This is a genomic window from Rhodococcus sp. B50 (genome assembly GCF_013602415.1).
GTDB lineage: Bacteria > Actinomycetota > Actinomycetes > Mycobacteriales > Mycobacteriaceae > Rhodococcus.
Genome location: NZ_WPAG02000003.1, coordinates 738937 through 765621, shown reverse-complemented (window position 1 = coordinate 765621; position 26685 = coordinate 738937). Strand labels below are relative to the sequence as shown.

The window sequence follows — 26685 nt, the reverse complement described above, 5'->3', positions numbered from 1 at the left end:
AACCACCGAGCTCGGACAGCTCCGTGAGCCCGGGTGGGGTGGGGACCTGCGCCCAGCGGGCGGTCATCTTCTCGATCAACGCAACCCGCTCGGTGGCGGGAACACTAGTGTCGCGGGCGCGCTCACACAGCACCCTGATGCAGGCGACACGTACCTCGTCAGGCCGGTCGGGCCGCCAGCAACGCCGGCACCGCGCTGCGCTCGCGCACCCACCTCGCCACCGTCGGATCGATCCAGGACAACACCTCAAGCAACTCCCCATGCAGACCGGCGACGTCCTGTCCGGTGCCGGCGATCTGCGCGCCGTGGATCGGCTCGTGATGAGCAATCCGATTCCGCAGCGTGTTGAGGTGATCAAGCCGTCGATAGACATCCTGACGTCGGTTGGGACGCTGGTGCGGATACGCGTGCCGCACACACGGAGTCCACAACGTGGCCTCATAGGTGCGCGCATGCAGAAAACGCCAGAACCCGAACATCAACTCCGCCACCACCCGACCCGGCACCTCCGCGCGGCCCCCGCGCGTCGCACGGCGCCGCGCCTCGGCAACATCCTTCTGCGACTGCGGCGTCAACGGTGCCGTCAGATACCACGGATCGGCACCCAGATTGCGGTGGTTCCACCGATCGAGCTGGGTGTGACAAGCGTTGCGCAAGACCACCTCGAGGTAACCGAGATCCTCGAACACCGCCGCACCCAGGCGAGCGTTCCACTCGTACAGATCCAACGCCCGATCAAGATCACCTCCGGTCGCCGCGAGATACGACGACAACCGCTCCGGCGTCAACAACACACGCATCGCCTGCGTCACGGCCGCGCTGCGGTTGGGCATATCCCTCCAGTACCGATATAGTTGACAGCGAAGACCCCGGAGCGGCCTCTGCACCCCACAGTGCACGTCCCCGGGGTTTTGACATTCCACCACCCCACCCCAGGGTGACCGCTCCCCGGCCACAGCGAGCACAGACCGCCGGGATAAAAGACACCTCTCTGTCGAATCGCTGCATCACGAGGCGAAGAACATCGAAGACAGGTACGCGCGCGACACCGAATTCTGACCACGCACCCGGAAAGCGTCGAGCACTCGGCAATCTCGACTCCGCGCAATTTGCGGCGGTGTCCGAAGTCGATTGTGTTCTTACCCCCTCAGAATCGTCACGACGGGGCCGGGGACCGAGGAGTGTGACCTTCAGGAAGAGACGGCCGGAGATCTTCGGTGAAATGTGGCATTGAGCCAGAGGCCACCGGCCGCTGCTGACCGATGAGTGGCACTCCTGCACCCGGTACTGTCCAGATCGGGTTCGGATTCGGACAACCCGTAGAGGCCGTATCGAAGGAGACGTACAGAAGTGCAGCCACGACGTCGCGGGGTGAAGGCTCTGGTAGCAGTAGCCGTCTGCGCTGTTGTGGCTGCTGCGGCGATCGGAGTATGGAAGACCGGAGCGAGGGACACTCCGGCCGCGGCCGCGGCGCGCAGTCACGATGCGGCGAGTACGCCATCGAGCCCGACCTCAGCTCCGGATTCGTCTATCGAGAATCCACCCCATCTCGCGGGTACGTCGGAGCGGTTGACCACCGTCGTGCAACGCGCCGCGGAGTTGTTGCGGGTCAACGGCGCCGCATGGGGGCCGCAGGTCGCAACCGGGACCGAACTGTCCATCGGCGAAGCACTTGCGCAAGCCAGTTCGGTACCTGGGGACGCCACGATCGCGGAAATGGAATGGCTACGCCAGGCGGATCGGGACGGGATGTACGACGACCCGAATCGGCCTCTCGACAGGCTGGTTCAGCACCTCGAGGCGACCACGATCACCGACGCGGACCTCGTCGAGCATCTGGGACCGAACTGGCCGACCATCGTCGATACATTCACCACCGTCGCGGCGATCGGGTTCGACGACTACGTCGACCGGGTGCGCCGGTCCCCGCCGATGCGCGTCGCCGATGCCCTCGATATCCGTGCGCAGTTGCAGGAGGCAGCTGCCGCAACCGGACTGCGGGAGCAGTGGGCTCGTTCCCAGGACCTGGTCGCCGCCTACTTCGAGCGGTGCATCTCCGAGTCGTTGAGCAGGCGCGATCCCACAGATCCCATGGACGAGTACATCCGGGACTGGCCGCTGGCGCAGGCGCTGGCCCACGATGCGGTCGCAGCAGCGTTCTTCGCAGAGGGAGCCGGTGCCGACGAGGACCAGGTCGAAACACTGGCGCGGGGTCTGCAGATCGTCCAGGCACCGGAGAGATTCGATCGAGACGGTTCGCTGACCCGCACGGTGCAACCGGGCGAGAACCTGTCTCCCGAAGACGCCGAACTGCTCGACGCGGAAGAGCCCTTCCTCGAGGAGGAATGATCCTGCCCGAGCGCACCGTATGGACGATGCCGGATGCCGGCTGCGCTCAGTGGTGCAGGCGGTCGACGTAGTCGGTGAGTTCCCCGATCGGCGCGACGACCTCCCCTGTGTACCGTCCCCACACAGCTCGTCCGTCGACGATTCTGGGGGTCAGATGCCGGCCGTCGGGCAGCGTGGGCCATTGCAGCCATTCGTCGACATCCTGGAAGTAGGACGCGATCTCGACCGTGGTGGCGACGTCCTCCACCGCGCTGGTGATACCGAAACCGCTGTGCGGCGTGCCGCCGACGACGAGGGAGCACACCAACCCCGGTACCGGGACGACCTCGAGTCGGATGTCGATGCGCCACACCCCGGGATCGAACGTGTTCATCGCCGCGAAGCGCAGAGTGTCCCGGGAGAGCCGGGCGAACGCGCAGACGAGTACGTCCCGAATGTGATCGGTGGGTTCGAAGGTGAACTCGATGTCCCACCGCGAACCGAACTCCGGACCGGATATGCGCATGCTGCGACATTATTCGATGCTCGTTCCGGAAGGTGGACGGAGAACATCGGTGTCCACCGGCTATCGGGACCGCGACTCTTCTAGGCTGACGAGGTGTCCGAGAGGCGTGGCGAATACCGATTGGCGTTGCTGTGCTGGGGTACCTTCGCCGGAATCCTCTTCTGCGCAGTGAGCTACTGGCAGGCGGTGACGGTCGTGCAGCGCGCGTTCGACGTGCCGTCTTTTCCACCCGGCGGGGTCGACTACTGGCTGTGCTGGGCAGCTCCACTCGTCGCAGTGGCGACAGTGGGCGCGGTCGCGCTCATCGTGTGGCGGCGTGCCCGGTTGGCCCTCGCGGGCTTTCTCGTGGCATTTCTGCTGACCGGCCTGTGCATGGGCATGTTCGGCTATTCGGTCGACAGCATGCCGTACTACATGTGACCCGAGCACAGCCGGTGGGACATCGGCACAGTGCTACCGAGCCCGTCGATCGACCTTCATCACCGGGGTCGGCGGTCTCGGCGCGGTTTCGGGCCATAACTGCATGAGATAGCGTTCGACGAGATCATCGCCGGCTTCTTGCAGTTCAACTCCGCAGTCGCGACCTGTGGCGTAGAGGCGGGCTCGGTACCGACCCGGTAGGGAAACAAGGCTTGCGTCGAGGAGTACGGTGTCGGCGTCGAGATCCCGAAGTCGGACATCGCCGCTGTCGAACTGGACCGATACCTCCTGCCATTCGTCCCATCCGGCACCGTCTATCGCAGGCTCGGCAGTCACTACCTCGGAGCGAAATGCGACCGCCCCCAACGAGGACGCCGTCGCTACGACCAGGAGTCGTTGGTCGCCATCCCACGTGAGGATGTCGCCGGTCGCGGCAGGAAGATCCGGCATCGGCATGCTGACCTGCTGAAAGGGCAAGGTGGATCCGTATTGGACATAGAGTTCGGCTTCGATCACCTTGATGCTCTTCCGATCTCACGCCACCTCAACGGGAAGTCCGTACGGTCCACCTCGCTGATCGTCGCTGCAGACGGATCGATAAGCGGGCAAGTCACCGACAATCGTCGACCTCGGTCGCGGCTTCACGATCCGTCCGTCACCGAACTGCCGGATTCGTGCGTCGAGGACGGGGTGTTCTCCGGGACGCCGCATCCGGGCATCTCCCACAGTTGTGCGGGTTCGAGGACGCTGTCGTCGTTGGGCCACAGCCGTAGGCGCCACACATCCCCGGGAGTGGTCGAACCGGGCCAGCCGTAGTTGACGAAACCACGCCCGGACACCTCCACCACGTACTGTCCGGGCGGCACCGCAACGGTGACCGGCTCGGTGGTCGGGGACGACAGGCTCAGCATCCCGGGCGCGTCGACTTCGAGGCGGTTTTCGCTGACCTGCTGCCACTGGGACCGATCGGCTGCGGGACGACGGTCGAAGACCTGCACGTCCACGCTCATCTCGAAATTGTTCTGGTGCGGGCACACCACCACAACCATGGTGCCGTCACCGGCGCTGGGCTGCTCCGCCTGGGCCTGCTCGAGCAGCTCGAGCTCGTTGTCGATGTCCCCGAGCCCACCGTCGAGACAGAATTGCCCGTAGTCCATCGCCAGCACCACTGCCGATTCCAGGATCGGGCTCGCCTGTGCGTTCATGTCGTTGATCTTGACACGCCCACCCGACAACCTCATGGCTCCGCGCCGACGATCGCAGCGGTCGCACCGATCTCGGTCTGGTGCATCCACAACCGTGAGGCAGATCGACAACCGACTTTGACAGAATAGAGGTGACGCCGACTGCTGTTCTCGCGAATAAGCACAGGTACGAGCGGTGTCGGTCCGAGTGATCGTTGTCAATCTATGTGGTCGGGTTTGTCAATCTTCGCTGCATCTCGACACTACAATCGGACATTCCGGCCATTTTTTGTGACCTGGGGGTATGTCACTCACAATTTGTGCGGGGTGACCGATGTAAATTTCCGTTTACGCAGCTATCGTCCCGATCTCGCAGGTGAGCGCGTTTTTCGTGCCGGGGCGGTGCATCGAAGGCACGTGAAGCCTTACCTGGGCGCTTCGTGATACCTGATCGGCGGCCATGGTGAGAACCCATCCCGGAGACGTCGCTACTGATCTCCAGGGCATTTTCGACTCGAGTACATTCACCGCGACCCGGACCGGAATGATGTCGACATGCCCCGTGTGGACCGGTGGAACGAAGACAGCTTGATATGGCGCATCCCTCTGGTCGACAGCGAATCCGGACCGATCGAAGGGCCCGATCTCGATCCCCCCGGCCCGTGGGTCGAGGCTTTCGCCGCCGTCGGCCGAGATCTGCGTTGCCTTCGGTACGGACGGTACGTGGACACGGACAAGCTGGTGTGGGACTTGTCGATCAACGGTGACTACTACGTCTTCGTCGGCTGGCAGAGCATTCGAGGGATCGGCGGGTTCAACACCGGTGGAGGGTTGACCATGGACGCCTCATTCGGTGAAGCCGCCGCCTGGATCGCAGAAGTCGTTCAGGACAACCTCGCGGGATACGAGTTCGTGCAATGGCCCAGCCGCGGCAGTCATCTGCTTGTTCCGGGACTGCGGTCGGCAGAGGCGGTCTGGATCGATCCGCACGGTGATTCGACGATCTGTCCGATCGGCACACTGTGCGACCACGCTGACCGGTGACCGGATACGAGTAGCTCGAGGTGTTCCGAGTGATCGGAGCACAGGGGTTATCGCCGACGTCGCCCGTCCTTGTCGATGCGGCGTTGTCGATCGACGGGTTCGCCCGGATGCAGCATGGCTTGAAGACCGGCGATGGTGTCGTCATCGAGGTCGCCGCGAAGCATCCCGGCTGCCCAGTCCCAGTCGGGATTCGACCAGACGTAGAAGCGCGCACCCCATGATGGTTCCCACCCGTCGGCGCTGCGGGGCCGTCGCGAGAGCATCGTCAGGTCGTTTCCCGCGTCGAACGCCCCGGTCTGCGGATCATGGGACGGTACCCGATCGGGGGTGAAATCCATCGGCACCCGCGTACGCAGTGGCACCTCGGTAACCGCGGTGGTGAACCAGTGTCGCCGGTCGCGTTCGAGCGCGAACTGGCGTTCGCGGTTCAGCAGCAAGAACTCTGGGTCGGCTATCGAGTCGTTCACAGACGCGGGTCGACGGGTTCGGATTCCATGGCGAGCACACCGAACACACACTGGTGGATGCGCCAGACGGGCTCGCCGCTGACAGCACGGCGCAGAGCCTCGAGGCCGAGGGCGTACTCACGCAATGCCATCGATCGTTTCGTGCCGAGGTTGCGCTGCTTGAGCCGGGCCAACGTCGCCGGGTCGGTGTAATCGGCGCCGTAGATGATCCGCAGGTATTCACGCCCACGCACCTTCAGACCCGGCTGCACGAGCCCCTTCCGGCCACGGACGAGATTGTCGAACGGCTTGACCACCATGCCCTCACCACCGCCGGCGGTGAGGTCCTCCCACCACCTCACCCCCGCGGCACGAGACGCGTCGTCGGCTGTCTCGACGACGAGCCTGCGGGTGGGCCGGAACAGCTCCGGGTCTGCGGCGACGAGCCGGTCGGCCAGATCCAGATGCCACTGATGGTGACGCCTTTCGTAGGTAGCACTGTCGCCGGCCAGAATCTGGAAAGGTGCCACCTGGATGCCCAGCGCGTTGTCGATCGGTTGCACGTAGTGGCGATAGGAGTCCACGAAAAGTTCGGCGTTGGCGGCCCGCGAACGCGTCCTGGTGAGCAGGTCGGCGACGTCGGCGCCTCGCGCTGCGGCTGCCTCGAGCACCGCGACGGTCGCCGGCAGGGAGGTTGTGGCCGCAGCCCCGACTTTCGCGTACTGCTCGCGAATCATCGCCTCGGCTTTCGCGGTCCACGGCACTATCTCGGCATCGAGCAGTAACCAGCTCGCACCGAGGTCCGCCCACACCCCTGCCGCGGCGAGGGCATCGGCGACCCGAGACAGCACAGCCGACTGCCGATCGGCATCGAAGAACGCACGGCCCGTGCGGGAATAGATGACACCGGTCCCGTCGACGGTCACCCGCACGATCGCCCGCGAGCCCATGTGCTTCTCCTCGCACATCACCCGGCCGACGGAGTGTTTCGCGTAATGGTCGAACGCCTCGTCGGGGTGTTCGAGCAGTCCGTCTCGTGGTGAGCTGTCGACCGGCGACATCGTCGGAGGCAGATAGAGCAGATCGGCCGGCGCGATGGCGAACCTGCTCATCACCTCCAGCGCCCCGGCCGCGTTCTCCTCCCGCAACGAGATCCGACCCATGTGTTCGGTCTCGATCACGCGGTGACCGAGCACATCAGACAGCTTCAAGACCTGCGGATCACGCTCGGGCGGAGCCAACGGGCGGATCGGCTCGTAGTACATCCGCAGGGACGGCACCGAGACGATCTCCCGTTCGGGGTAGCGCAACGCGGTCAGGCTGCCACCGAACACACAGCCGGTGTCCAGGCACATCGTGTTGTTGACCCATTCCACCTCCGGTACCGGGGTGTGCCCGTACAGGACCGTTGCAGACCCGCGGTAGTCCTCGGCCCACGGATACCGAACCGGAAGGCCGAACTCATCGGTCTCCCCACTGGTGTCGCCGTAGAGGGCGAACGCCCGGACCCGACCCGAGGCCCGACCGTGGTACTTCTCCTTCAGACCCGCGTGTGCCACCACCAGCTTGCCGTCGTCGAGGACGTAGTGCGCCACCAGCGCGTCACAGAACTGCCGTGTCTCGATGACGAACGTCTCGTCTTCGTGCGAGAGCTGCTCGAGCGTCTCCTGCAGACCGTGCGTGGCCTTGACGTCCCCACGACCCAGCGCCCGGGCCAGTTTGGCCTCGTGATTGCCGGACACACACAAGGCGTTCGTGCTCGCCACCATGCCCATCACCAGACGCAACACGCCCGGCGAGTCCGGGCCGCGGTCGATCACATCGCCCACGAACACCGCCCGCCGACCATCCGGGTGCGCGGCGTCGACCGCTCGGCCTTCGCCGTCACGCACGATCACATATCCCAGCCGGTCGAGCAGTATCTCCAGCTCTTCCCGACAACCGTGAACGTCGCCGATCACGTCGAACGGTCCATGCTCGTCCCGCCGGTCGTTGAACAGGCGGGTGCGCACAATCGATGCCTGCTCCACGGCCTCGATCGAGTCCAGGACATGGATCGTGCGGAAGCCCTCGCGTTTGAGACCGCGCATCGATCGGCGCAATTGGTCGTGCTGGCGTTTGATGACATGAGCCGCGAAATTACGATCCGGACGTGCGGCGTTACGCTCACCAGCGAGTCCTACCGGTAGATCCAGCACAATCGCCACCGGCAGCACATCGTGCGCCTTGGCCAACGCCAGCAGCGACCGGCGCGCTGACGCCTGCACGTTGGTCGCGTCGATGACGGTCAACCGGCCACGCGAAAGACGCTTACCGGCAATGAACTCGAGCACCTCGAAGGCATCGGTCGTCGCGCCCTGATCGTTCGGGTCATCCGAGACCAGCGCCCGGCACTCATCACTGGAGACGACTTCGGTCGCAGCGAAATGAGTCGCCGCGAACGTCGACTTGCCCGATCCGCTGACACCGATCAGCACGACCAGCGACAGCTCGGGAATGGTCAACTCGCTCACGCTGCGTCCTCCGATTGTCCGCGCAGACTGAACACAGCCATCTGAGTGGGCGACCCGACCTGCGGATCGCAGTCTCCCACCGGCTGCAGGACAACCTCGTAGTCGTGCGCTTCACCCACGGCACGGGTCCACGCCGCGAACTGCTCGCGTGTCCACTCGAAGCGGTGATCCGGATGGCGGAAGCCACCGCGGGCCAGCGCGGGGTACCGCACGTTGTACTCGCTGTTCGGTGTGGTGACCACGACATGACGCGGTCGCATCGCCCCGAAGACGTTTCCCACGACCGCCGGCAACCGTTCCGGGTCGATGTGTTCGATGACCTCCATGAGAATCACCAGGTCGAGACCGCCCAGGCGGTCGTCCTCGTACTGCAACGACGACAACAACAACGTCAACCGCTCGGACTGCCGCTCGGTCATCCGGTCGACATGGAGACGCTTGGCAGCCGTCGACAACGACGCATCGGAGACTTCGGTGCCGATCACCCGCGCCACACCCTGCACCTCGAGCAGCGATCCCAGGAGGGCACCGGACCCGCACCCCAGATCGGCGATCGAGGTGGGGCGAAGGGCGCGCACCACCTCGAGCACAGCATCGTGACGCATGCGGACCAGCGGCCGGGCGAGGACGGGTTCCGCATCGTCGACCCCGTCCTCGACCGGTCGGTCATCGAGCTCGGCGAGTCGTTGTAGTGCGGCGGCCTTCAGTCCACGTTGGTGAGCCAGATACCGATGTGTCACCACGTCCCGCTCCGGGTGGGTGCTCAGCCAGCCCGCGCCGGCCCGTATCAGCTTGTCGACCTCGTCGTCGCCGACCCAGTAGTGCTTGGTGTCATCGAGCACCGGCAGCAACACATAAAGATGGTTCAGCGCGTCGGCCAGACGCAGCGACCCGACGAGGGTCAACGACACCAACGGTGCATCGCCCCACTCCGGGCGGGTGGCGTCCAGCCCGATCGGTGTCGCGGCGACGTCCCACCCCATCGGGGAGAACAACCGTCGCACCAGGTCAGGATTTCCGGGGACGGCGGGCAGCGAGATCGTCAGGTCGAGCGCCGAATCGACGAGTTCTTCGTGGCCGACGCAGCGCCCGTTCAGCGCCGACCGAAATACTTTGCCCAGTGCCACCGACATCAAAGACGACGCCACGTAGGGCCGATCGTTGACGTACTGGCCCAACGCGAAACCGTCGTTCGAACCGGACCGTCCACGCACCAACGCGACCGGATCAACCTCGAGGACCAGTGCGACTGTGCACTTCTCGCTGCTGACCTCCGGGTAGAACACGTGCGCTGTTCCCCCGTACACGCTGAACGATTGCATCCGATCCGGGTGCTTGTGCAGCAGGTAACCCACGTCACTCGGAGCCTCGAGTGCCGGTGAGCGTTCAGCGGAGATGGTCAACAGCATTTAGACAGTCTGCCGCAACGCCAGCGGTTTTCGAGTCAGGGGTGATGAGGTGAGTCCGACACAGAACGGCATAGGCTCCGACCTGCAGATCGTCCTGTTCGGCGCCCACGACGTGGCGGGGATGCGGCGCCATTTCGCGGGGTCGCCGCCGAGGTGGACCCGGCGCGGGCCGAGCCACCAGGCGTCGGGATCGGCTCCGACCCGCACAGTCGTACCGGTGCGGGCGGTCGACTCGATCGGCAGACCTTAGAAGCGTTGAACGAATCGATACCAGTCGCCGCGGTACGGCGTGTACCCGATGTCCCCGTCGTGGCGGGGTTTGCCCAGATATGGTGCGCCTTCGGGCAGGTAGGCCAGTCCGATCGAGTCGATCAGACCGCCTTCGATGTAGAACAGACACCCGCCGTCGACCGGTTGGATCCGCCGCACCTGGTACATCCCGATCCGCCGATCGTCCCACGTCTGCACACATGGCGCCGCCGCTGCGGCCAGAGAACCCTTCGACACCGCGAACGCCACCGTCGAGGGGACCGACAACATCACCAACCCTGCGGTAGCAAGCACCACCACCGGCGCGATCGTGGTGACGCGCAGAGCGCGAAACTTGAACCAGCCGACCACCCCGAGCACCAACCACACCGCACCCAGAATCAAAAGAACCCAGGCTGCAAGAGCGAACCACGGGAAGAAGACGACCGGCGGCAGGAACGCCCACACGATCACACAGCACACCAGCCCGACCAGGATCGCGGTCACCACCGACAGCACGGTCCACCACCGAGCCGGACCCGCAGCGACAGCCATGAGCCACACCTTTGCACGAACGAGTGCGAGAGAGCGACATCCCCGGCCGTGTCGGTGCCCGTGGCCCCCGGCCCCAGTCGGTCGAGGCACGCCGGGGAGAACCGGCGGGCGGTCGACAACCGCCGGAAGGAGAGGCTCGAGGAATTCCTCCGGTGCAGGGAAGCGCGAGCGGAGTGACACCTCCGCACTGATAGTGCGCCTTCCGCGGCCAGGAGAGGTCGGCATGGCTCTTGCCCGCGTACGGCACGTGGCGGCGCACTCCGCGGGAGTCCGTGAGCACGTGCGGGAAACAGAGGATCAGACGATTTGGTACCGGTTGTCGCCCACCTCGACTTCGATCCGAAGCGATCCACCCACGGCGTCGACGTACCGCTTCAGCGTGTCGAGCCGCACCCGATCGAGATCGCCGCGCTCGATGTTCGAGATCCGGTTCTGTCCGACTCCGAGACGGTCGGCGACCTGGCCCTGTGAGAGCAGAAGCTCTTTCCGAAGTTCCTTCAGTTTGTACGCGCGAACCTGCGAGCGCATCCGCTGCTTGTGAGCGTCCACCTTCTCACGGTCGGCCGGTCGCTGAGCCAACATATCGTCAAGACTCTTGGCCATCACGATCACTTCCCTTCCAACTGTTCGAGATGTTCGTCGAAGAGGTCATCGGCTATTGGAATGTTCACCTTGTACCACTTCTTCCACTGTCCTGATTTGTCCCCGGCGATCAACATGATCGCCGACCGCTTCGGGTCGAAGGCGAAAAGAATCCGCAGTTCGGATCGTCCACGTGATCCCGGTCGTAGTTCTTTCATGTTCGAGTGCCGCGAGGTTTCCACGGTGTCCACCAAGGGCCGCCCCAACATGGGGCCGTTCTCCGCAAGCAACTCGAGTGCAGCGATCACCTGGTCGTACGAGTCGTCGTCCAGTTGCGTTAACCACGCCTCGATTCGCTCGACGTCCACCACCCACTTCATCACCTACAGATGATATCACTTATAGGTGATATCGGCGTGCCAGCGGCACCACCCCATCCAACGCTATGTCCAGCAAGCCGAGATCCGCAGATCAACGAGATGCCAGCTGCGGCAACTCCACACCGGCGACGAAGCGGTCTTGGTCGTCCGTGAGCAGCACCCGCACCGAAAGGCAGCGGCCTGAGTAGGTTTCCAGGACCGCCTGCTCACTCGTCACGCAAAAGAATTCGAGGTGACCGTGCCGCACAGCCCCCATTCAGGTGGATGTGCCCTTCGCCCAGGCCAACCCGGCAAAGCGAGCCGTCCCCGCAACCGACACGCTCGGTTGCGGGGACGGATTCGGGCCACCACGCGCGGGACACAGGTCGTCAGTGCGGCCGGTACTGCTGGGCGCGGGCGATGCCGTCGTCGTAGTCGTCGACGTACTCCCCACCCCCACGCGTGTACATGCCACCGACGCGGTCGGGGTCATACGCCATGAACACCACATCGGGACGTCCGTCATTGAAGGTCCGGAAGGTGTCGTAGTCCCAGCCGTCGGGGGCGTAGTCGTCGTTCCACTTCAGCCGCGCGACCGGCACGAACCCGGCATCGGCGTACAGATCCGGAAGCACGGTGTCGAAGCAGTCCAGGCGGCGGCCGCCGAGCGCGGTGGCGTGCCGGAGCATGGCGCGGGCCGCGCGCGGGTGTGCGCAGTCCTTGTGCGCGAAAGCGGAGACGATCTCGTCGCCTTTGAGGGCGACGCCGGCCTTGCCGTCGTCGGTCACCAGCAGCCGCATGGCCCGGTATTCGTCCTCGTCGTAGACATAGACCGACGCGGCGTGCGGGTTCTTGCGGGTCAGCGCGAGCATCTGCTCGCGATACAGACCGCAATCGTCCGGCGCGAGCTCGTGCAGAGGCGGTGCAGACAACCCCCGGGACTCGAGTTTCGCGCGCACCTCGCCGGGCAGGGTATGCGTGGCCACCGGGGTGATCTGCTGGCCGTTGATCAGAAGCCGAGGGCTTCGGCCTCCTCGATCTTCGGATCGGTCCACCGATCCTCGATCTCCTTCCGCTCGGCTTCCGGAAGATCCGGACTCCAGCCGAACGTCCTCCAGAACGCTTCGCGCCGCTCCTGCGTCATCGGTTCCTCGTTGCTCATCGTCGGTTCCTTCCTCATCGGTGTGTTCTGCTCGGGCACGGCGCAGCGCGTCGACCTGTTCGGCTCTGAGCCTTTCAGCGTCTCGCAGACGTACGGTCAGCGCGCGTCGGTCGTGCGGGTCGGTCGCGGCGTCGATCGCGGCTCGCAGGTCGTCCTGGCCGCCCGGAGTGGAGTCGAACAACGCCAGGGTCTGCGCGTGGTCGGCTTCGGCGGCGGCGAGGCGGCGTTGCACCCGCGCGTGAGCCGGATGCTCGGCCAGCCGCGCGCGGGCGGCCGCGACGCGCGCGGTGGCCTGCTCGAGGCGGGCGCGCATGTGCGGGGTGCAGCGCGGGCCGGGCTTGGGTTTACACATCGGCGGCCACCTGCGTGGCGATCCGATCGATCACGGTGGCCAGCGCGCGGCCGAGCCGGTCGACGCGCGCGGGGTCGGGGGTGCGCGGGTCGGGGAGGTAGACATCGCGGCGTAGCTCGATCATCACCGAACTCACGCGCTCGTCGCGGCCGTAGTGGCGCAGCGGCACGTAACTGCCCGCATACGGTGTGTTCTCGCCGATCTCGTCGATTTCCGGCAGGGACGCAAATGCGCCACGGACGGCCTCGGTCAGCCAGGGCGGGGTGTGCACCCGGTCGGTGCCGATACACAGCGCCGGACGCTCGGCGGTGGGGTCCTCGAAACCGGACGGGGTGGCGGGATAGGAGTGCAGGTCGATGATCACCGCGCGCCCGCACATCTGCAGGCGGTCTTCGACCGCAGAGGTAACCGCGTCGGCGTAGGGACGGAAATAGGTGTCGAGCAGGGCGGTGGCGCGTGGATACGGTTCGGTGCGCAGGCGCTCGCCGGTGCAGGTGCGGGTGTAAACGGCGCCGCGGCCGAAGGCGTTGGCCGGTTCGCCGGCATCGGGGAACCGTTCGGGGTCGACCACCAGTCGCGAGAGGGTATTGACCACGGTCGTCGGTTTCAAACGGGTGTGGCGGAGTGCTGCTGCTGCGATCTCGTCGGTGGCGGTGTCGGTGGCTTCATCGAGTTCGGCTGCGAGCTCGATACCGGTGAGCAGTAGGTCCGGACGCAGTTCGAGGGGGATCACACGAGAGGCGTGCGGGACGTGAATGAGCACCGGGCACTGGCGGTCTCCCGGGAGGACGAGCGGTGGGGCGGTCATGGTGGTCCTTGTCGGTTCTGCGGCGGAGGCCGGGCGGTAAGGCGGGCACGACAGAGTGCCCGGGGACGCGAATTGTCGTCGAGAGGGCCGCGTTCGACCAACAGGGTGCCTCTCACGCGCTGCGCTGAGCGCGGGCGCGCACAGCCGATTCCCGCACGATCCAGGTGCCGCCAACACGGATGGCGGGCAGCCGCTGGGCGGTGATCGCCTTGAGCACGGCCTGGCGGCTGATTCCGAGCTGGTCGGCGGCCCCCTGAACCGACAGCAGCGGCGGCAGATCCACGCCGTCGAGCAGGCGGTCGTAGTCGGCGGTGAGCAGCACCCGCACCGAGCGCAGGGGCCAGGTATAGGTCCCGAGGATCGCCGGTGCGGTGGAGTTGGCCTGGCGTACCGAGTCGGCTGGGACGGTGACGATCACCTCGGCGTGGCCGAGTTCGGAGCGCCCGGCCGCGCCGCTGTAGTCGGCGATGGGGTCGAGCAGCTGCTCGGCGTTCTCCGGTCCGAACTCGGTGTCGAGTTCGGCGAGGACGTTGTAGGACTGTGCGGTCACGGTAGGTATTCCTCTCGGGTGCTGTGCGGGTCGGTTCGGTCGGTGGTGGACAATGGGGTCGGGCCGGGGGTGATATCAGCACCCCCGGCCCTTGATCGTCAGCGACGCGGTGGCCACTGAAATCCCGCTCGCTCGAGCGGGGCGAGACCGTTTCGGAACGCCCGCGGATCACTCGCGGTGGCTCCGAATCATCGAGCAGATACAGCCCGCGCGCGGCGTCATGGACGGCCGGGTGCAGATACCACGTGACCCCTCGCGGAGTGCCCAGCCAGTCCGTGGCGAACACCGTGCGAGTGCGGCGGTCCCGCTCGATGGTGGTCACCTCGGTTGCCCAGTCGACCGCGACCAGCGCGTACAGCGGTACGCCGATCACCCCGACCTCCGAAGTCGAACCCTGCGCACCCGCGAACGGCTGCGCCAGCGCGCCGCGCTGCGGATGACGCGGGAAGGAAGTGGACGCCGCCGACAATGAGCGCGGCAGCTCCGTCGACCTCGGTGGCGAACCCGGCAGGCAGTGCGGTGGCCGGTGCTGTCATGGGCGTTCTCCTGTACTGGGACGTGGATTCGAGATCGGCAGGCACATCAGGCAGCGGTGCGCGCAGTGCGCGCGGCGACGCCCACCTCGATGTCGAGCGCATCGACGTGCCGGGCGACGGTGCCGTCGACCAGGCGGACATCGATGCCTCGGCCGCCGAAGAAGTCGGTGCGGTAGTCGAGGATTTCGGCGATCTCGGCGCGCACCGGAGTTCCGGTGATGGTGACGGTGATGAGTTCTGCAACAGGGGTATTCGACATCTTCTTCTCCCTGGTTCGGTGTTCCGGACAGGAATAACTATACAAATGCTATTTGTATAGTTGCAACCCCTGGACGGTCACCCCTTCCGTTCGCGCCCTCCGGGACGTGCCGTCACCGCAGCTCAACGCAGCTTTCGGTGACGAGAACACCCAGAAAAAATGCCGGGCGCAGGGAACTCTTCCCACACCCGGCATCGACCATTTCGAGCCCGCCCGCCCCGCGGGACGGGTCATCTATGCAGTTCAGAGCCCACTTTTCGGTAATTCGTCGTACGCATCGAGCACCCCGGTCGCCGCGTCCGCGACATCACCGAACGCGGGGTCGATGGATTCGACGTCCGCCGTGGCGGCAGAGAGCCGGCTCATCTGCTCGGCGTCGCGGCGCGCGCGCAACTCGCGCAGCTCCTCGAGCTCGGCGCGGCGCACAGGCGCGGTCAACTCCATGTCCAAAGCCTCGACCCGGCCCACCAAGCCGGTCAGACGGTCCGCCCCGGCCCGCAGATGCCCCAAACACCCATCCAGCGCGGCGCGAGCCCGCTCGATCTGCTCGCGGTACTCCAACCCCACCGGTGCGCCGGCGAGCGCATCGTGCAGCCGCGTGCCGGTCTCGAGATGCCGAGCCAGATCCCACAACGCCGCATCGAGATCCACCCCCGGCAGCCACCCCTGCCGGTAGGCGAGAGATTCGCCGATGGTGTCGGCGGCGTTGACCGCCCGACGGAAGGCGTCGGTGAACTCCTGCGGTGCAGCCGTGAGCGTTTCCCGGGTCACTGCGCCGCGCTTGATCGCACGCCTACGCGCGACGGCCAGAATCAGACGGCCCAGGAGGGACACCATCAGACCACAGAACAGAACGAACCCTGCCTCCCCCTCCGCATGAGTCGACGAATGCTCGTCCGCACCGGTGACGATGACCGACAGCAGACCCACTGCCGCCACGCACAACCCGACGAGGACCACCGCTGCGCCGATCCACCGCACCGCGCGCAGTCCTGCCCCGCACGCGGACGGTCCGAGGATCACCACGTCCTGGAGTTGGAGAATGCGCTCGTCGACACTTGCGCGGCGGTTGGTCCGCCACCGCGACGGAGCATTGTCGTCCCTGCTGAAGTCCACATCGTCCCCTGTTCTGCTCGCGCTCGGCTCTCCCGAGGGCATAACGGTCAAACAGGACATCGCTCTATTGGGATCGGCTGTGACAGGCACCGCCGGTGCCGACATCCGGTTGCGGCCGACCATCCCACCGGGACGTGCCGTCTGCCCAGTTCAGAGCCCTATTTACAGGGTCGGGTCATCGGAGATAGTGCACGGGTCGGCGGCACACCGGCTCTCCATCGCGGGGTTTGTCAGCAGCACGGGCCGCCAGGGCAGCCGATCCCTCGGTGTCGGGTCGCCCGTCGGCGAGCATCCGAAGCACCGCGCGGGTCGCGCGCACGTCGGCAAGCGCGCGGTGACCGCCACCGAGCCGCACGCGCCCTTCCGCTCCGAGCCCGAGCGCGTCGCAGCGACGGGCCATCACGCACTGCCAGCGGCTGGTCTCGGCGAGATCGCCGGGGTCGATACCCGCCCGGTGGCAATCCGCGAGAACGCGGCCGTGATCGAACGGTGCGTTGTAGGCCAGGACCTGACGCCCGGAGGTGACACCGGCCAGCTGCGCGAACACCTCCGGCCAGCACGGTGCACCGTCGAGATCGGCGGCAGCGATGCCGTGCACCGCGTGAGCGCCGGGTTCGATCTGCACCGGCCGGCAGTCGACGAGCGTGTCGAGCAGGACCACGCCGGTCGCAGCGTCGATGACTGCGATCTCGAGGATCGAGCCGGTCAACCCTGAAGTCTCGACGTCGAGGATGCAGGCGGCCTGGTCGGCGAGCATGGCAGTGGCCCACTCACGCGGGGACAGCATCTGCAACGACACGGCTTCTCCTCTGCTGATCGTGGTGGACAACCTCAGTGCGAGGGACGCGAATCGTCCACGGCGAGACGGTACCCACGGCCACCGGCGGTGGTGTGCAGGCTGTCGATGTTGATCGACACGACACGTCCGGGCTCGGTGGTCTGCCCGGTGTCGGTGTCGCGGGAGCGGATGACGGTGCACACCGCGCGCGAACCCAGGTTCCCCTCGCGAACGAGGTCGTCGATGCGCAGCGTCCGCACGGTGGTGCGGCGCGGATCGTCCGTCCACAGCTGCCCGACGGCGATCTCGTCGCCGCGGGCGGTTGGTGAGCGTCTTGGTCATGTTTTCTCCCATCGTCTCCATGTCGCGAGGCCGGGGCGCTCGGGCTGTCCGAGCGCCCCGGGAAGAACGACACAGGTCAAGCCGCGCCGGTCTCGGTGCTGGTCTCAGGTTCGGTCACCCGCGTGCCGTCGACGATCCGCACCACCTGGCCGTCGGCATCGCGCAGTCCCCGGATCTCGGTGTAGGGGACGCGATCTGTCCACGAACCTCCGACGATCGAGCCGACGGTCACCGATTTCGCATTGACCTTGAGGACTCGGTGGAAGTGCCCTGCGTACCGCACCAGATCGCCCACGGCCACAACGTCGCGGCTGTAGGCGGCGGCGGTGCCTGCGGTGATCTGATGCGCGCGCACGCCTTCCCAGTAGGCGAGCTCGTCGGCGGTGTGCTCGATCTCGGCGAGTACCCGCTCGCGGTAGTCCCTGGTTGCAGCTTCGTGGGTCTCGACGTACTTGTGGCCGGTCTGCTGGTTGGTGTGCAGCGTCCGGGTGTATCCGTCGCGGTCACGTTCGAGGCGGCGCAGCTCGGCGGTGAGCTTGTCGATCCGGCGCGCGACGGTGACCGGGGCGTACCGACGGTCGGTGGTCTCGGCGGCGGCGTCGGCGCGGCCCCGCGCGGCTGCGGCCTCACGCTCGGCTGCCACGGCCTTGCCGAGCGCGTTCCAGGACTTTTCCACCGCGCGGCGGTGCCGGGCCTCGCTGTGGTGGCCGACCTTGATCGGCTCGCCACCCTCGGGCAGCGCATCATGCGCGGCCTGGTCGGCGGCCCACGCGGCCTCGGCGGTGCCGGCCTTACGGTCGGCCTTGGCATCGAGAGCGTCCACGCGGGCGGCCTGGCGGGCGATCTTGTCGGCCTCGACATCGGCAGTGGGCCGGTAGGTGTCGTCGATGTCGACGTCGACGGTGAATCCGGCGGCGCGCAGCGCGGCGGCGGTGGCGTCGATCTGGGCACGCTTGGCGCGGCGGTCCCGCGACTGCGGGATGTACCCGGACCCGAGATCCTCAAGGACCAGCGCCAGCGCTGGGCCTTGAGGATCTCGGCGGAGCCGTCACCACGGCTCGTGCCGTCGATCAGGGTGCCGTCGGCGTGGGTGTGGGTGATGGTCAGTGCGGACATGAGTGGTCCACCCTTTCTGAGCGTGTGTGCGGATGAAGTGAGCCGGAGGAAGAGGCGGTCAGCGCACGAACCGCCAGGCCGAGCGCGCGGCGCGGGCACCGGGAACCTTGCGGACGGCGATGTTGGTGGCGATCTTGGCTGCGCGCTTGCCGTAGACGGCACCGCGCGAGGGCCCGGCCGGGCGGACGGGGACGCGTTTGGCCACGGGGCGGACAGACGGAGTCGGGACTGCGGGAGCGGTGTCGGTGGTCAGTTCCCGCTCCCACTGCGCGAAGTCGTCGGCCTGAGAGTGAATCCGGCCGGGGGTCGACTCCGGCGTGCTGCCCGTAGCGATGCGGCGCGCATGGCGGTGCTCGTAGCCGCGGACCGGATCGAGATAGCGCAACGGCGTGCGGATCACGATGTTCTCGGCCAGCCGCGAGGACCAGGTCCGGGTTTTGTAGGCGGTCAGGAAGTGACCGGCCAGCCACAGCGCCGCACCGACCAGGAGCAGCGGCGCGCGGGTGGCGATCGGGTCGCCGGAGACGATGCACAGCAACGAGGCGATCGCCAGCAGGGCGCCACCGAGGCGAGCGATCGGAGCGCCGATCGTCCAGACGAGCAGTGCCGCCAGCGCAATCGCTGCCATAACGGTGATGATCGACATCCGATTCCCCTTACCTCGGTCGTTCTTTCGCTCACAACTTTACAATACTTATTTGTATTGTTGCAACTCCGGGCACGCCCACACGTTTCCACAAAGCAATTCCGCTATGTAAAGTTTCGAGAACCGGACCCCGGCACACCCGGCGATGACCGTGGCCCCGAGAAACGAAAGGCCAGAAGCAATGGCGAACCCGAACCGCCTCACGGCACAGCAATGCGTCGAGGTACTGAAGGAAGAAACCGGCAACGAGATCAAGCCGGTGACCTTCCACTCCTACGTCAACCGAGGCCACGCCCCCAAACCGGTCGAGAAGATCGGCAACACACCCCTGTGGAAACGCAGCGAGATCGTCGAATGGGCCCGCAACCGTCCAGGACGCGGCGCACGCACCGACCTACGCCAACCCCGCCGGCGCACCAAGAACACCGGCACTGACTCCGAATAGTCTCCACACTCAAAGAACTCAGGCAGGGTCAAAATGGGGAAGCTCCGAGTACACCAACTCGCCCAAGAGCTGGGCGTCACATCACGAGAAGTACTTCACGCCCTTAAGGAACAAGGCGAGTTCGTCAAGTCCGCGTCTAGCACCGTAGAGGCACCTGCGGCCAACGAGCTGAGGAAGCGCTTCCCACAACCGGCATCAGCCCCTCAGAGGCAGGGACCGGCGAGGGCAGTTCGCCCGAGCCTCCAGCCGGCACAAAGTTCGACCGAGAAATCCATCTATGGGTGGAGCGCTAATCCAGTCCGAGAACCGACTGCATCGGACGTAATCAATAACATCCGCCAGCTAGCCTCAATCTTTCGTGAGTCCCGCGTGCCGGCCTGACCAGTTCGGATTCGATGGTGGAGGCGGTGGATCCGGTGTGCATCCACGCTTGGTCGCCCGACACGGTCGGGTGACGTCGGGGTCCACGGCCCCGAACTGAGTGTCCTTTCGACTCGATAAATGAAGATTCGTGCAGGTCACACAGGTGCAGGTAGCGCGGTGAGCCGGTTCAGGCCGGCCACGAGAACATCGACACCGGGAGCCGTCGCGGCCAGCCGCAGCCGAACCTGACGGGCATGGCGGGCGATCTTCCCGGCGATCGACAGCACCCGCAGCCGCAGCCGTTTCGGCTCCCACCGCCGCGCCGGGACCTCGGTGAATGCCAGCATCTGCATCCACGCGGTCAACTCGCATGCCAGTTGCACGAGCGCGAGCCAGATCCGGTTCTGATCGAACCCGTGCAGCGGAAGATTCTGCAGCCCGGTTGCTTTCGCTGTCCGGATCCGGTCCTCGCACCGAGCCCGACGGCGGTGCCGCAACTCCAGATCGGGGAGTTGCCCGCGGCGGGTGTTGGTCACGAACGCCGTCAACCGCAGGCCGTCACGGTCGGTGAACCGCAACTGCGCACCCGGATGCGGTCTCTCCTTCCTGACGATCACGCGCATGCCGGTCGGCCACGTCGACAGGTCGAGCAGCCCGGTGATCTCGGTGACCCAGGCCCCGTCCCGGACCTGCCCGTCCGAGTCGTAAGCCGGAGTCCATGCCTGCTCGGGAACCAGATCGATCGCGGCGGCATAGGCGTCGGTCAACCCGAATCCCACCGAATACGAGAGCCTGCGCTTGGTCAGATACTCGATCAAGGAGTGGGTGCCACCGGCACCATCGATCCGGACCAGCACCTTCTTCCCGACCCGATATCCCGGGTCGAACGGCAACTGCGCCAGGGCGCCCTGCACGACAGTGACGTGATCGGCGGCGGTGTTCGAACCGGCATTGCCCGGGCGCAGCAGCATCGCGACGGGTTCACCGGTGCCGTGCTCACCGTGGTCGACGAACGCACACAGCGGATGAAACCCGAAGCCGCGTTTGAAGTTCGGGGCAGCAGATTCCTTGTCCGAGTGCGCGGTGACGAGGGTGGCATCGATGTCGATGACCAGCGGTGTGTGCTCGTCGATGGCGTGATCGGGTGCCACCGACCCGGCGGCGGTCCAGGCGTGGGCGCGGGCGGTAGCGCGGGCCCGTCCGATCGCGGCGAGAGCGGTGTCGGCATCACCGGCGAGGGTGGTGATCAGGCGGGAGACAGTCGGGTCGGAGGCCACCTGGCCGAACAGTTCGGGGTGGGCGCGTAGTTGGTTGATGTCGGCGAGGCAGTCCCCGCCGATCGCCAGGGAGAGCGCGAGGTCGAGGAGGATCTTGCCAGGATCGTGGCGTGCCAACGGTTTCCGGAACTGAGCGAGTTCGGTCGTCAATGCTGTGGTGAGGCCGGTTTTCTCGGCGGTGCGCAGCAGCAGGACAGCGCCGGCATGGGACACGACGCCGGTTCCGGTACCCGATGCGGACAGGTGTGGGTAGGGGGACGTAGACTTGCTCACCTGAAGGGTGCTCCTGGCTCACGCGATTGTTCAACCTTAGACAAGTCGAATTATCGCAGGTCGGAGCACCTTTCTTTCTGTGTGACACGGGTTGAGGTCGAATTTCCGTGAAAGCCCCGGGCTAAGCGGTCGGTGGGACCTGGCGGGTATCGGCGTACATTCGCAAGGTCCGGACCGCGTCGGGAGCGACGGCGGTGCAGATCGCGGTCAAGCAGGGCAATTAGGACTCTAGAACAACTCGGACCTACTCACAGGGGCACGCCACCTGCACCCCGCCGACCGCTGAGAACCAGTGGGCGGAGGTTGTCGCTCTACATCAACGCAGCGAGTGGATTCGTTAGTGGGTCCCGGTTCCAGGGACCCGGTGACCATCCGTAGGTTGCCGTTCCCCCGCCGAGGATATGGCCCCGGTCGACAACGGCGCGCTCGATTGCCGGACGAGCGGTAGGCGCTTTCGCAGCCCACGTGAAGGAGACAATATCTATACAGACAGCTCCGAGGCGACAATCGCCACCGACCTCGTCGCGGGTTCGGTAAGCAGGGAGCCCCGGCGGTGGCAGCATCGATGTCGGCGCCGCGGCAAGCAGCGGCCGAGGCGCGACGATACGGATCCGGTGCCGAACAAGCGGACTACGACCGGACCGGACCCGGGGCGAGCACACCGGCCACGACCGCACCATCATGGCGATTGCGGTCGTCGTCACCGGCGGCGGGGCAGCCGCACCACTTGGACGAAGAACTCGTCGATCTGCCGCACCGCCCCGGTGAACTGATCGAGATCGACCGGCTTGGTGACGTACGCGTTGGCATGCGCCTTGTAGCTGCACACGATGTCCTCCTCGGCCGAGGAGGTGGTGAGCACCACCACCGGAATATCCGACAGATCCGGATCGGACTTGATCTTCTCGAGGACCTGCCGGCCGTTGTACTTGGGCAGATTCAAATCCAGCAGGATCAGATCAGGCCGCGGCGCCTGGAGGTGCGGGCCGCGCCGGTACAGAAAGTCCAACGCTTCCGCACCGTCGCGAACCACATGCAACGCATTGCCGATCCTGTTGTCTTCGAAGGCCTCACGAGTGATCAACTCGTCGCCCGGATCGTCTTCGACCAGCAGCACATCGATAGGTTGAGCGGAGATCATGCCAGGACTCCGTCGAGGTCAGCGTCGAACCGGCCGGGCACGCTCAGCCGGGACCGCTCACGCTCGATCAAGGGTATGGACGTTGATGGGTCTGTCATGTACGTGTCCCTTCTGCGGTGATAGCCCGCGGGCACTCGGGCGTGCTCGTCGTGTCGCTGCACGCACGACGACGGCCGAGATCCTCGCGGGGCACACAACCGCCATCACCGGAGTGGTCGCCGAACCCGGGAAGCGACCTGTATCCGGCGCCGAGTCCGGCGCTCGGACCAGCATACCCTTTTCACCCCATTCGCCCCTTTCATCACAGTTCAGCACCGATCAGGACATGGAGCCTGCACGCGAGTCAGCCCTGGCATCGGTACCTTCAACATGTTGCCTCACCGGCACTTTCGCCCCCGATCATGTCTCTCGAGGTGCCGGCCCTCCCCCAGGTGCTGCGCCAGCCACTTCTTCGGCTCTCGACTACCCCGCCGGCCGAAATCGCACCGGACGGGCCTCGCCGCTGCACGGGAACGACTCGACCCGAGCGTTCACCTCTCCCGCGTTTTGTTGACTAGGGCAAAACAGGATCTGGACCGCCCCGGGGCGCAGGACGGCGCAGTCGAGGTCGGTGAGGCTACAGCCGATCGGTTCGGTGAGGTGTCCTGACCGAAACGGGAGTCGGCACACTGGTACACCTCCGAGCTCTCCCCGCATTCGTGCTGCGCACCCGCGACGGCGTTTGCGAAGCCCTGATCGTCGCTCAGCTCGCCCGCCACTGCGCCTCGACGAGCTCTCGCCCTACCAGGTCCGCGGCTACACCGCCTGGTACCAGCACATCACCTTGCCGATGGCCGCGGCCGCATTCTTGACGATCCTGCGCCGAGACACTCGAGAAGGGGATCTTCAACGGTCCTGATTGTTTGATCCCTCTGACGGTCAACGAGATTCGACGACTGTTCAATCGTGTCGTGTGTCCTGTGCGGCACACTCTGCTCCATGTGTGGCACTGGTCGAACTGGCGCCGCATGAACCAACCCGAGCCCGCGTCAGCCATTACACACGTCGACATCACACACTGTCGTTGCAGCACTATGAAGTGTTGCCGCCGCGCCGAGCTTCGACTCGGCCGCGGTGCGGATGCGGACCCTGACGTTGACCAGCACTCACATCAAGGTGTGCATCTGACGACCCCCGAACGCGACACACCCTAGTCAGGTCGTCGCAGGTCGCCCGTGACGCCAGTAGCCGACGAAATCCGCGTTGCGTTTGGGCACGCCCCACTCCTGCACGAGGTGCCGGCGAGCCCCCGTAGCGAGACCGGACTCGCCGATGAGGTGCGCGTGGACGACGCCGTCCAGCGGAACGGTCGCCTTCAGAACGTCCAAGGCGAGTTGCCCCGGCCGGTCGGCGCCCGCAAGCGACTCGTCGCGATGGAACCAACGCACCTGCATCTCGGGCGGCACCCGGAACTGCTGTCGGTCACCGGCCGTGGGGACCTCGATGATCGCGATCCCCCGGGCCGCCTCGGGCAGAGAGGCACAGATCCCGGCCACGGCGGGCAGTGCTGTCTCATCACCGACGAGCAGGGTCCAGTCGTGCGGATGATCCGGTGTGAAGCCGATGCCCTGGTCCAGGAATCCCACGCGATCACCAGGGCGGGCAGCGAGCGCGAACCGAGCCGCCGGTCCCAGACCCCGTGCCTCGTCCCCGTGGATCACGAAGTCGATGTCCACCTCCCCCGTGCCAGGACGGACGTCGCGGACCGTGTACGCCCGGACCCACGGGCGTCGCACCCTGGGTGTGGCGAGGTACTGCAGGTACCAACCGATCTCACTGGTCCGCGTCGGCAACTGCAGCGCGTCCTGCCCCTCGCGCGCGAAGAAGAGCCGGCACCAGTGGTCGTACCCTCGCCGCTCCAGCCGGTCCAACCCGCCGAGGGTCAGGCGGACGAAGCTGGGGCTGATGCGCTCGGCGTGACGTACATGCGCCATGGTGAATTGGCGACCGGTTGGAGTGTTCTTCTTCCTTCCCATGCACTGAGGATAGCCTTACCTCCGCCACGCGTTCACGACGGCTCTCGCCGTGGTTCTGCTTGCGGGTGGCGCCACCGCTATCGCAGGTCCGGTCGGGTTCATCGGGCTCGTGGTACCCCACATCGCACGGATGATCACGGGCTCGGATTACCGCTGGGTGCTCGCCTGGACCATCGTGCTCGCGCCCATGCTGCTGCTGATCGCCGACATCCTCGGACGCCTCATGGTCCAGCCCGAACAGCTGCAGGTCGGAATCATCACCGGCCTGGTCGGCGCCCCGTTCTTCCTCTACCTGGTCCGTAACCGCAAGGTGGTCGGCACATGAGTTCGCCGGTGCGCCGCGGTCCGACCCGCGACACGCTCTTCGTGGCCCCGCGAGGTACCCCGGTCTCCTTTCGGATCAGCCGCTCCTCGGTGCTGCTCACCGTTCTCGCCGGCGTGGCCGCCGTTGCGGTCGCCACGGCTTCCTTGGTCCTCGGGGTGTACCCGATCTCGGTTTCCGACGCCATCACCATCGTGGGCGGCGGAGGCACCCTCATCGAGCGCGAGGTCGTGCTGGGCGACCGCCTGCCCCGGGCGCTGACCGGGCTCGGTGTCGGCGCGGCCTTTGCGCTCTCGGGCGCCATATTGCAGCGCATCGCCGCCAATCCGCTCGTCAGCCCCGACATCATCGGCATCAATTCCGGGGCGGTGATGGGCGCATTGACCGTGCTGCTCATCGTGGGGGGCAGCGGTCTGCAGCTCGTGTTCGGTGCGCCGGCCGGCGCGATCCTCGCTGCGCTGATGATCGTGCTCATCGCTTACCGGCGCGGTCTGCACGGCTTCCGGCTGGTGCTGGTCGGGATCGGTGTCGCGGCGATGCTCTCCTCGGCCATCTCCTATCTGCTCACCCGTTCCGACATCCACCGAGCCATGAGTGCCGCCGCCTGGCTGACCGGCAGCCTGGCCAATCGCAGCGGGCTGCACGTGACCATCATCGTCGTCGCGCTGGCGGCGACGGTCCCGGTCCTGATCGTGGAGTCGCGGCACCTGCGGCTGCTCGAGCTCGGCGACGATCTCACCCGCACCCTGACCGGAGCCGGTCAAGGCCGCAAGGTGCTGTTGCTGCTGATTGCAGTGGTCCTCGCCGCGATGGCGACCGCAGCTGCCGGCCCCATCGGTTTCGTTGCCCTGGTGGCACCTCAGATCACCCGCCGCATCCTCGCTGAGCGGCAGGTCGGTCTTGCGCCCTCTGTCGCCGTCGGCGCCCTCCTGGTGGTCGGCGCCGATCTGGCCGGCCGCTCGATCTTCGCGCCGTCGGAGATGCCCGTCGGAGTCCTCACGGCGATCCTCGGAGCGCCGGTCCTGCTCTATCTCCTCGCCCGCGCCCACCGCATCGGAGCCGCCGGATGACACCGCAGCCAGCACACGCAATCCAGTCGGTCTCGTTGACGACCGAGCAGCTCAGCCTGGGCTACGGCTCCTCGCTGATCGTCGACCAGGTGACCACGAACCTGCCTGCCGGCCGTATCACTGCGGTCGTCGGACCCAACGGGTGCGGCAAATCGACGCTGTTGCGGGGCTTGGCCCGCCTGTTGTCGCCGCGACACGGCCGAGTCCTTCTGGACGGTACCGAGCTCACCGAGATGCCGGCGCGCACCCTGGCCCGCACCCTCGGTCTGCTGCCGCAGCAGCCCCTCGCCCCGGACGGCATCACCGTCGCCGATCTCGTCGGCCGGGGCCGGCAGCCCCATCAAGGGTGGTTCCGCCAGTGGAGTGCCGAAGACGGTGTTCGGAGAGCGGACGACCACGGCGGCCGGTCCGGCCTTCAGAAGATCAGCGATCGTGCTCGCTACTGGACGAAGAAATTCTGAAATCGGTGTGCGTGTGCGAGGGAGCGGCGATCTCCACC

At 66.2% G+C, this 26685-nt stretch carries 28 protein-coding genes and 3 pseudogenes; 10 read left to right on the top strand and 21 right to left on the bottom strand.

Annotated elements, in window-relative coordinates:
• Window positions 1-158 precede the first annotated feature (158 nt).
• Entirely contained in the window at window positions 159-728 is a 570-nt protein-coding gene (locus GON09_RS28010) for a hypothetical protein (protein ID WP_213935174.1), read from the bottom strand.
• Window positions 729-1350: 622 nt separating this feature from the next.
• Between GON09_RS28010 and GON09_RS28005 the strand changes: the two genes are divergently transcribed.
• Complete coding sequence (locus GON09_RS28005) at window positions 1351-2349, top strand: hypothetical protein (RefSeq protein ID WP_307854592.1); 999 nt, start codon at window positions 1351-1353, stop codon at window positions 2347-2349.
• A gap of 46 nt (window positions 2350-2395) precedes the next feature.
• Here the strand turns inward: GON09_RS28005 and GON09_RS28000 are convergent, their stop codons facing one another.
• Window positions 2396-2854, bottom strand: a complete 459-nt coding sequence (locus GON09_RS28000; protein ID WP_213935173.1) for a hypothetical protein — start codon at window positions 2852-2854, stop codon at window positions 2396-2398.
• Between the two features lie 93 nt (window positions 2855-2947).
• Between GON09_RS28000 and GON09_RS27995 the strand changes: the two genes are divergently transcribed.
• On the top strand, window positions 2948-3274 hold the full coding sequence (locus tag GON09_RS27995; protein WP_213935172.1) for a hypothetical protein: 327 nt from the start codon (window positions 2948-2950) through the stop codon (window positions 3272-3274).
• A 33-nt stretch (window positions 3275-3307) separates the two neighbouring features.
• On the opposite strand, the gene GON09_RS27990 is transcribed toward GON09_RS27995, so the two are convergent.
• Both GON09_RS27990 and GON09_RS27985 read right to left on the bottom strand, forming a co-directional pair.
• Window positions 3308-3790, bottom strand: a complete 483-nt coding sequence (locus GON09_RS27990) for a hypothetical protein (protein ID WP_213935171.1) — start codon at window positions 3788-3790, stop codon at window positions 3308-3310.
• Between the two features lie 125 nt (window positions 3791-3915).
• The gene (locus GON09_RS27985) at window positions 3916-4479 is read right to left on the bottom strand and encodes a hypothetical protein (RefSeq protein WP_213935170.1); all 564 of its coding nucleotides are present in this window, start codon (window positions 4477-4479) and stop codon (window positions 3916-3918) included.
• A 702-nt stretch (window positions 4480-5181) separates the two neighbouring features.
• Here GON09_RS27985 and GON09_RS28650 point away from each other — a divergent pair.
• Window positions 5182-5502 carry a hypothetical protein gene (locus GON09_RS28650; RefSeq protein WP_307854591.1) on the top strand — a complete coding sequence of 107 codons (321 nt, stop codon included), beginning with the start codon at window positions 5182-5184 and terminating at the stop codon, window positions 5500-5502.
• A 47-nt stretch (window positions 5503-5549) separates the two neighbouring features.
• Here the strand turns inward: GON09_RS28650 and GON09_RS27975 are convergent, their stop codons facing one another.
• The 12 genes from GON09_RS27975 to GON09_RS27920 all read right to left on the bottom strand — a co-directional run bounded on the left by GON09_RS27975 (window position 5550) and on the right by GON09_RS27920 (window position 17197).
• A complete protein-coding gene (locus GON09_RS27975) occupies window positions 5550-5969 on the bottom strand; it encodes a hypothetical protein (protein ID WP_213935168.1) in 420 nt (139 codons plus the stop codon).
• A complete protein-coding gene (locus GON09_RS27970) occupies window positions 5966-8461 on the bottom strand; it encodes a polynucleotide kinase-phosphatase (RefSeq protein ID WP_213935167.1) in 2496 nt (831 codons plus the stop codon). The genes GON09_RS27975 and GON09_RS27970 overlap by 4 nt, the downstream gene beginning before the upstream one ends.
• Window positions 8458-9870, bottom strand: coding sequence for a 3' terminal RNA ribose 2'-O-methyltransferase Hen1 (locus GON09_RS27965; RefSeq protein WP_213935166.1), 1413 nt, complete (start codon window positions 9868-9870; stop codon window positions 8458-8460). Before GON09_RS27965 ends, GON09_RS27970 begins: the two co-directional genes overlap by 4 nt.
• 246 nt (window positions 9871-10116) lie before the next feature.
• Complete coding sequence (locus GON09_RS27960) at window positions 10117-10674, bottom strand: hypothetical protein (RefSeq protein WP_213935165.1); 558 nt, start codon at window positions 10672-10674, stop codon at window positions 10117-10119.
• A gap of 297 nt (window positions 10675-10971) precedes the next feature.
• Entirely contained in the window at window positions 10972-11223 is a 252-nt protein-coding gene (locus GON09_RS27955; protein ID WP_307854589.1) for a helix-turn-helix domain-containing protein, read from the bottom strand.
• Between the two features lie 59 nt (window positions 11224-11282).
• A complete protein-coding gene (locus GON09_RS27950) occupies window positions 11283-11636 on the bottom strand; it encodes a type II toxin-antitoxin system RelE/ParE family toxin (protein WP_244867159.1) in 354 nt (117 codons plus the stop codon).
• A 368-nt stretch (window positions 11637-12004) separates the two neighbouring features.
• Window positions 12005-13129 (bottom strand): hypothetical protein, encoded by a 1125-nt coding sequence (locus tag GON09_RS28645; protein ID WP_244867068.1) that lies wholly within the window; start codon window positions 13127-13129, stop codon window positions 12005-12007.
• Window positions 13122-13937, bottom strand: a complete 816-nt coding sequence (locus GON09_RS27940; RefSeq protein ID WP_213935162.1) for an N-formylglutamate amidohydrolase — start codon at window positions 13935-13937, stop codon at window positions 13122-13124. The genes GON09_RS28645 and GON09_RS27940 overlap by 8 nt, the downstream gene beginning before the upstream one ends.
• Window positions 13938-14049: 112 nt before the next feature.
• A complete protein-coding gene (locus GON09_RS28930; RefSeq protein ID WP_213935161.1) occupies window positions 14050-14487 on the bottom strand; it encodes a helix-turn-helix domain-containing protein in 438 nt (145 codons plus the stop codon).
• Between the two features lie 582 nt (window positions 14488-15069).
• Window positions 15070-15282 (bottom strand): hypothetical protein, encoded by a 213-nt coding sequence (locus tag GON09_RS27930; RefSeq protein WP_213935160.1) that lies wholly within the window; start codon window positions 15280-15282, stop codon window positions 15070-15072.
• A 243-nt stretch (window positions 15283-15525) separates the two neighbouring features.
• Window positions 15526-16398: a hypothetical protein gene (locus tag GON09_RS27925; RefSeq protein WP_213935159.1), complete on the bottom strand. Its 873-nt coding sequence runs from the start codon at window positions 16396-16398 to the stop codon at window positions 15526-15528.
• Window positions 16399-16573: 175 nt separating this feature from the next.
• The gene (locus GON09_RS27920) at window positions 16574-17197 is read right to left on the bottom strand and encodes a 3'-5' exonuclease (RefSeq protein WP_307854588.1); all 624 of its coding nucleotides are present in this window, start codon (window positions 17195-17197) and stop codon (window positions 16574-16576) included.
• Window positions 17198-17232: 35 nt separating this feature from the next.
• On the opposite strand from GON09_RS27920, the gene GON09_RS27915 reads away from it, so the two are divergent.
• Entirely contained in the window at window positions 17233-17505 is a 273-nt protein-coding gene (locus GON09_RS27915; RefSeq protein ID WP_213935158.1) for a hypothetical protein, read from the top strand.
• 89 nt (window positions 17506-17594) lie between these two features.
• On the opposite strand, the gene GON09_RS27910 is transcribed toward GON09_RS27915, so the two are convergent.
• Window positions 17595-18341, bottom strand: a complete 747-nt coding sequence (locus GON09_RS27910; RefSeq protein ID WP_307854531.1) for a DUF3560 domain-containing protein — start codon at window positions 18339-18341, stop codon at window positions 17595-17597.
• Window positions 18342-18692: 351 nt separating this feature from the next.
• Entirely contained in the window at window positions 18693-19280 is a 588-nt protein-coding gene (locus GON09_RS27905) for a hypothetical protein (RefSeq protein ID WP_213934635.1), read from the bottom strand.
• Between the two features lie 181 nt (window positions 19281-19461).
• Between GON09_RS27905 and GON09_RS27900 the strand changes: the two genes are divergently transcribed.
• Entirely contained in the window at window positions 19462-19725 is a 264-nt protein-coding gene (locus GON09_RS27900) for a helix-turn-helix transcriptional regulator (protein ID WP_213934636.1), read from the top strand.
• Between the two features lie 33 nt (window positions 19726-19758).
• Window positions 19759-19908 (top strand): annotated as a pseudogene (locus tag GON09_RS29130) (translation initiation factor IF-2 N-terminal domain-containing protein); the annotation flags it as partial.
• Window positions 19909-20243: 335 nt separating this feature from the next.
• On the opposite strand, the gene GON09_RS27890 reads toward GON09_RS29130, so the two are convergent.
• Together GON09_RS27890 and GON09_RS27885 are read right to left on the bottom strand one after the other, a co-directional pair.
• Window positions 20244-21638 carry an IS1380 family transposase gene (locus tag GON09_RS27890; RefSeq protein ID WP_213934638.1) on the bottom strand — a complete coding sequence of 465 codons (1395 nt, stop codon included), beginning with the start codon at window positions 21636-21638 and terminating at the stop codon, window positions 20244-20246.
• A gap of 700 nt (window positions 21639-22338) precedes the next feature.
• On the bottom strand, window positions 22339-22779 hold the full coding sequence (locus tag GON09_RS27885; protein ID WP_213935157.1) for a response regulator: 441 nt from the start codon (window positions 22777-22779) through the stop codon (window positions 22339-22341).
• Between the two features lie 772 nt (window positions 22780-23551).
• On the opposite strand from GON09_RS27885, the pseudogene GON09_RS29100 reads away from it, so the two are divergent.
• Window positions 23552-23677, top strand: a pseudogene (locus tag GON09_RS29100) (IS701 family transposase); the annotation flags it as partial.
• Between the two features lie 295 nt (window positions 23678-23972).
• On the opposite strand, the gene GON09_RS27880 reads toward GON09_RS29100, so the two are convergent.
• Window positions 23973-24794, bottom strand: coding sequence for a siderophore-interacting protein (locus GON09_RS27880; RefSeq protein WP_213935156.1), 822 nt, complete (start codon window positions 24792-24794; stop codon window positions 23973-23975).
• Window positions 24795-24834: 40 nt separating this feature from the next.
• Here GON09_RS27880 and GON09_RS27875 point away from each other — a divergent pair.
• From GON09_RS27875 to GON09_RS27865, 3 genes and pseudogenes are all read left to right on the top strand, one after another.
• Window positions 24835-25119, top strand: a pseudogene (locus tag GON09_RS27875) (iron chelate uptake ABC transporter family permease subunit); the annotation flags it as partial.
• Complete coding sequence (locus GON09_RS27870) at window positions 25116-26186, top strand: FecCD family ABC transporter permease (protein WP_213935155.1); 1071 nt, start codon at window positions 25116-25118, stop codon at window positions 26184-26186. The pseudogene GON09_RS27875 and the gene GON09_RS27870, both read left to right, overlap by 4 nt.
• Window positions 26183-26647, top strand: a complete 465-nt coding sequence (locus GON09_RS27865; protein WP_374195416.1) for an ABC transporter ATP-binding protein — start codon at window positions 26183-26185, stop codon at window positions 26645-26647. The genes GON09_RS27870 and GON09_RS27865 overlap by 4 nt, the downstream gene beginning before the upstream one ends.
• The last annotated feature ends 38 nt before the right edge of the window (window positions 26648-26685 follow it).

Bases quoted from the DNA above. Each gene is read 5' to 3' on its own strand.
- GON09_RS28000 (WP_213935173.1), bottom strand. From the start codon at position 2,854: ATGCGCATATCCGGTCCGGAGTTCGGTTCGCGGTGGGACATCGAGTTC.
- GON09_RS27985 (WP_213935170.1), bottom strand. From the start codon at position 4,479: ATGAACGCACAGGCGAGCCCGATCCTGGAATCGGCAGTGGTGCTGGCG.
- GON09_RS27965 (WP_213935166.1), bottom strand. From the start codon at position 9,870: ATGCTGTTGACCATCTCCGCTGAACGCTCACCGGCACTCGAGGCTCCG.
- GON09_RS27960 (WP_213935165.1), bottom strand. From the start codon at position 10,674: ATGGCTGTCGCTGCGGGTCCGGCTCGGTGGTGGACCGTGCTGTCGGTG.
- GON09_RS27950 (WP_244867159.1), bottom strand. From the start codon at position 11,636: ATGAAGTGGGTGGTGGACGTCGAGCGAATCGAGGCGTGGTTAACGCAA.
- GON09_RS28645 (WP_244867068.1), bottom strand. From the start codon at position 13,129: ATGTGTAAACCCAAGCCCGGCCCGCGCTGCACCCCGCACATGCGCGCC.
- GON09_RS27940 (WP_213935162.1), bottom strand. From the start codon at position 13,937: ATGACCGCCCCACCGCTCGTCCTCCCGGGAGACCGCCAGTGCCCGGTG.
- GON09_RS27930 (WP_213935160.1), bottom strand. From the start codon at position 15,282: ATGTCGAATACCCCTGTTGCAGAACTCATCACCGTCACCATCACCGGA.
- GON09_RS27905 (WP_213934635.1), bottom strand. From the start codon at position 19,280: ATGTCGATCATCACCGTTATGGCAGCGATTGCGCTGGCGGCACTGCTC.
- GON09_RS27900 (WP_213934636.1), top strand. From the start codon at position 19,462: ATGGCGAACCCGAACCGCCTCACGGCACAGCAATGCGTCGAGGTACTG.
- GON09_RS27885 (WP_213935157.1), bottom strand. From the start codon at position 22,779: ATGATCTCCGCTCAACCTATCGATGTGCTGCTGGTCGAAGACGATCCG.
- GON09_RS27880 (WP_213935156.1), bottom strand. From the start codon at position 24,794: ATGGGAAGGAAGAAGAACACTCCAACCGGTCGCCAATTCACCATGGCG.
- GON09_RS27870 (WP_213935155.1), top strand. From the start codon at position 25,116: ATGAGTTCGCCGGTGCGCCGCGGTCCGACCCGCGACACGCTCTTCGTG.
- GON09_RS27865 (WP_374195416.1), top strand. From the start codon at position 26,183: ATGACACCGCAGCCAGCACACGCAATCCAGTCGGTCTCGTTGACGACC.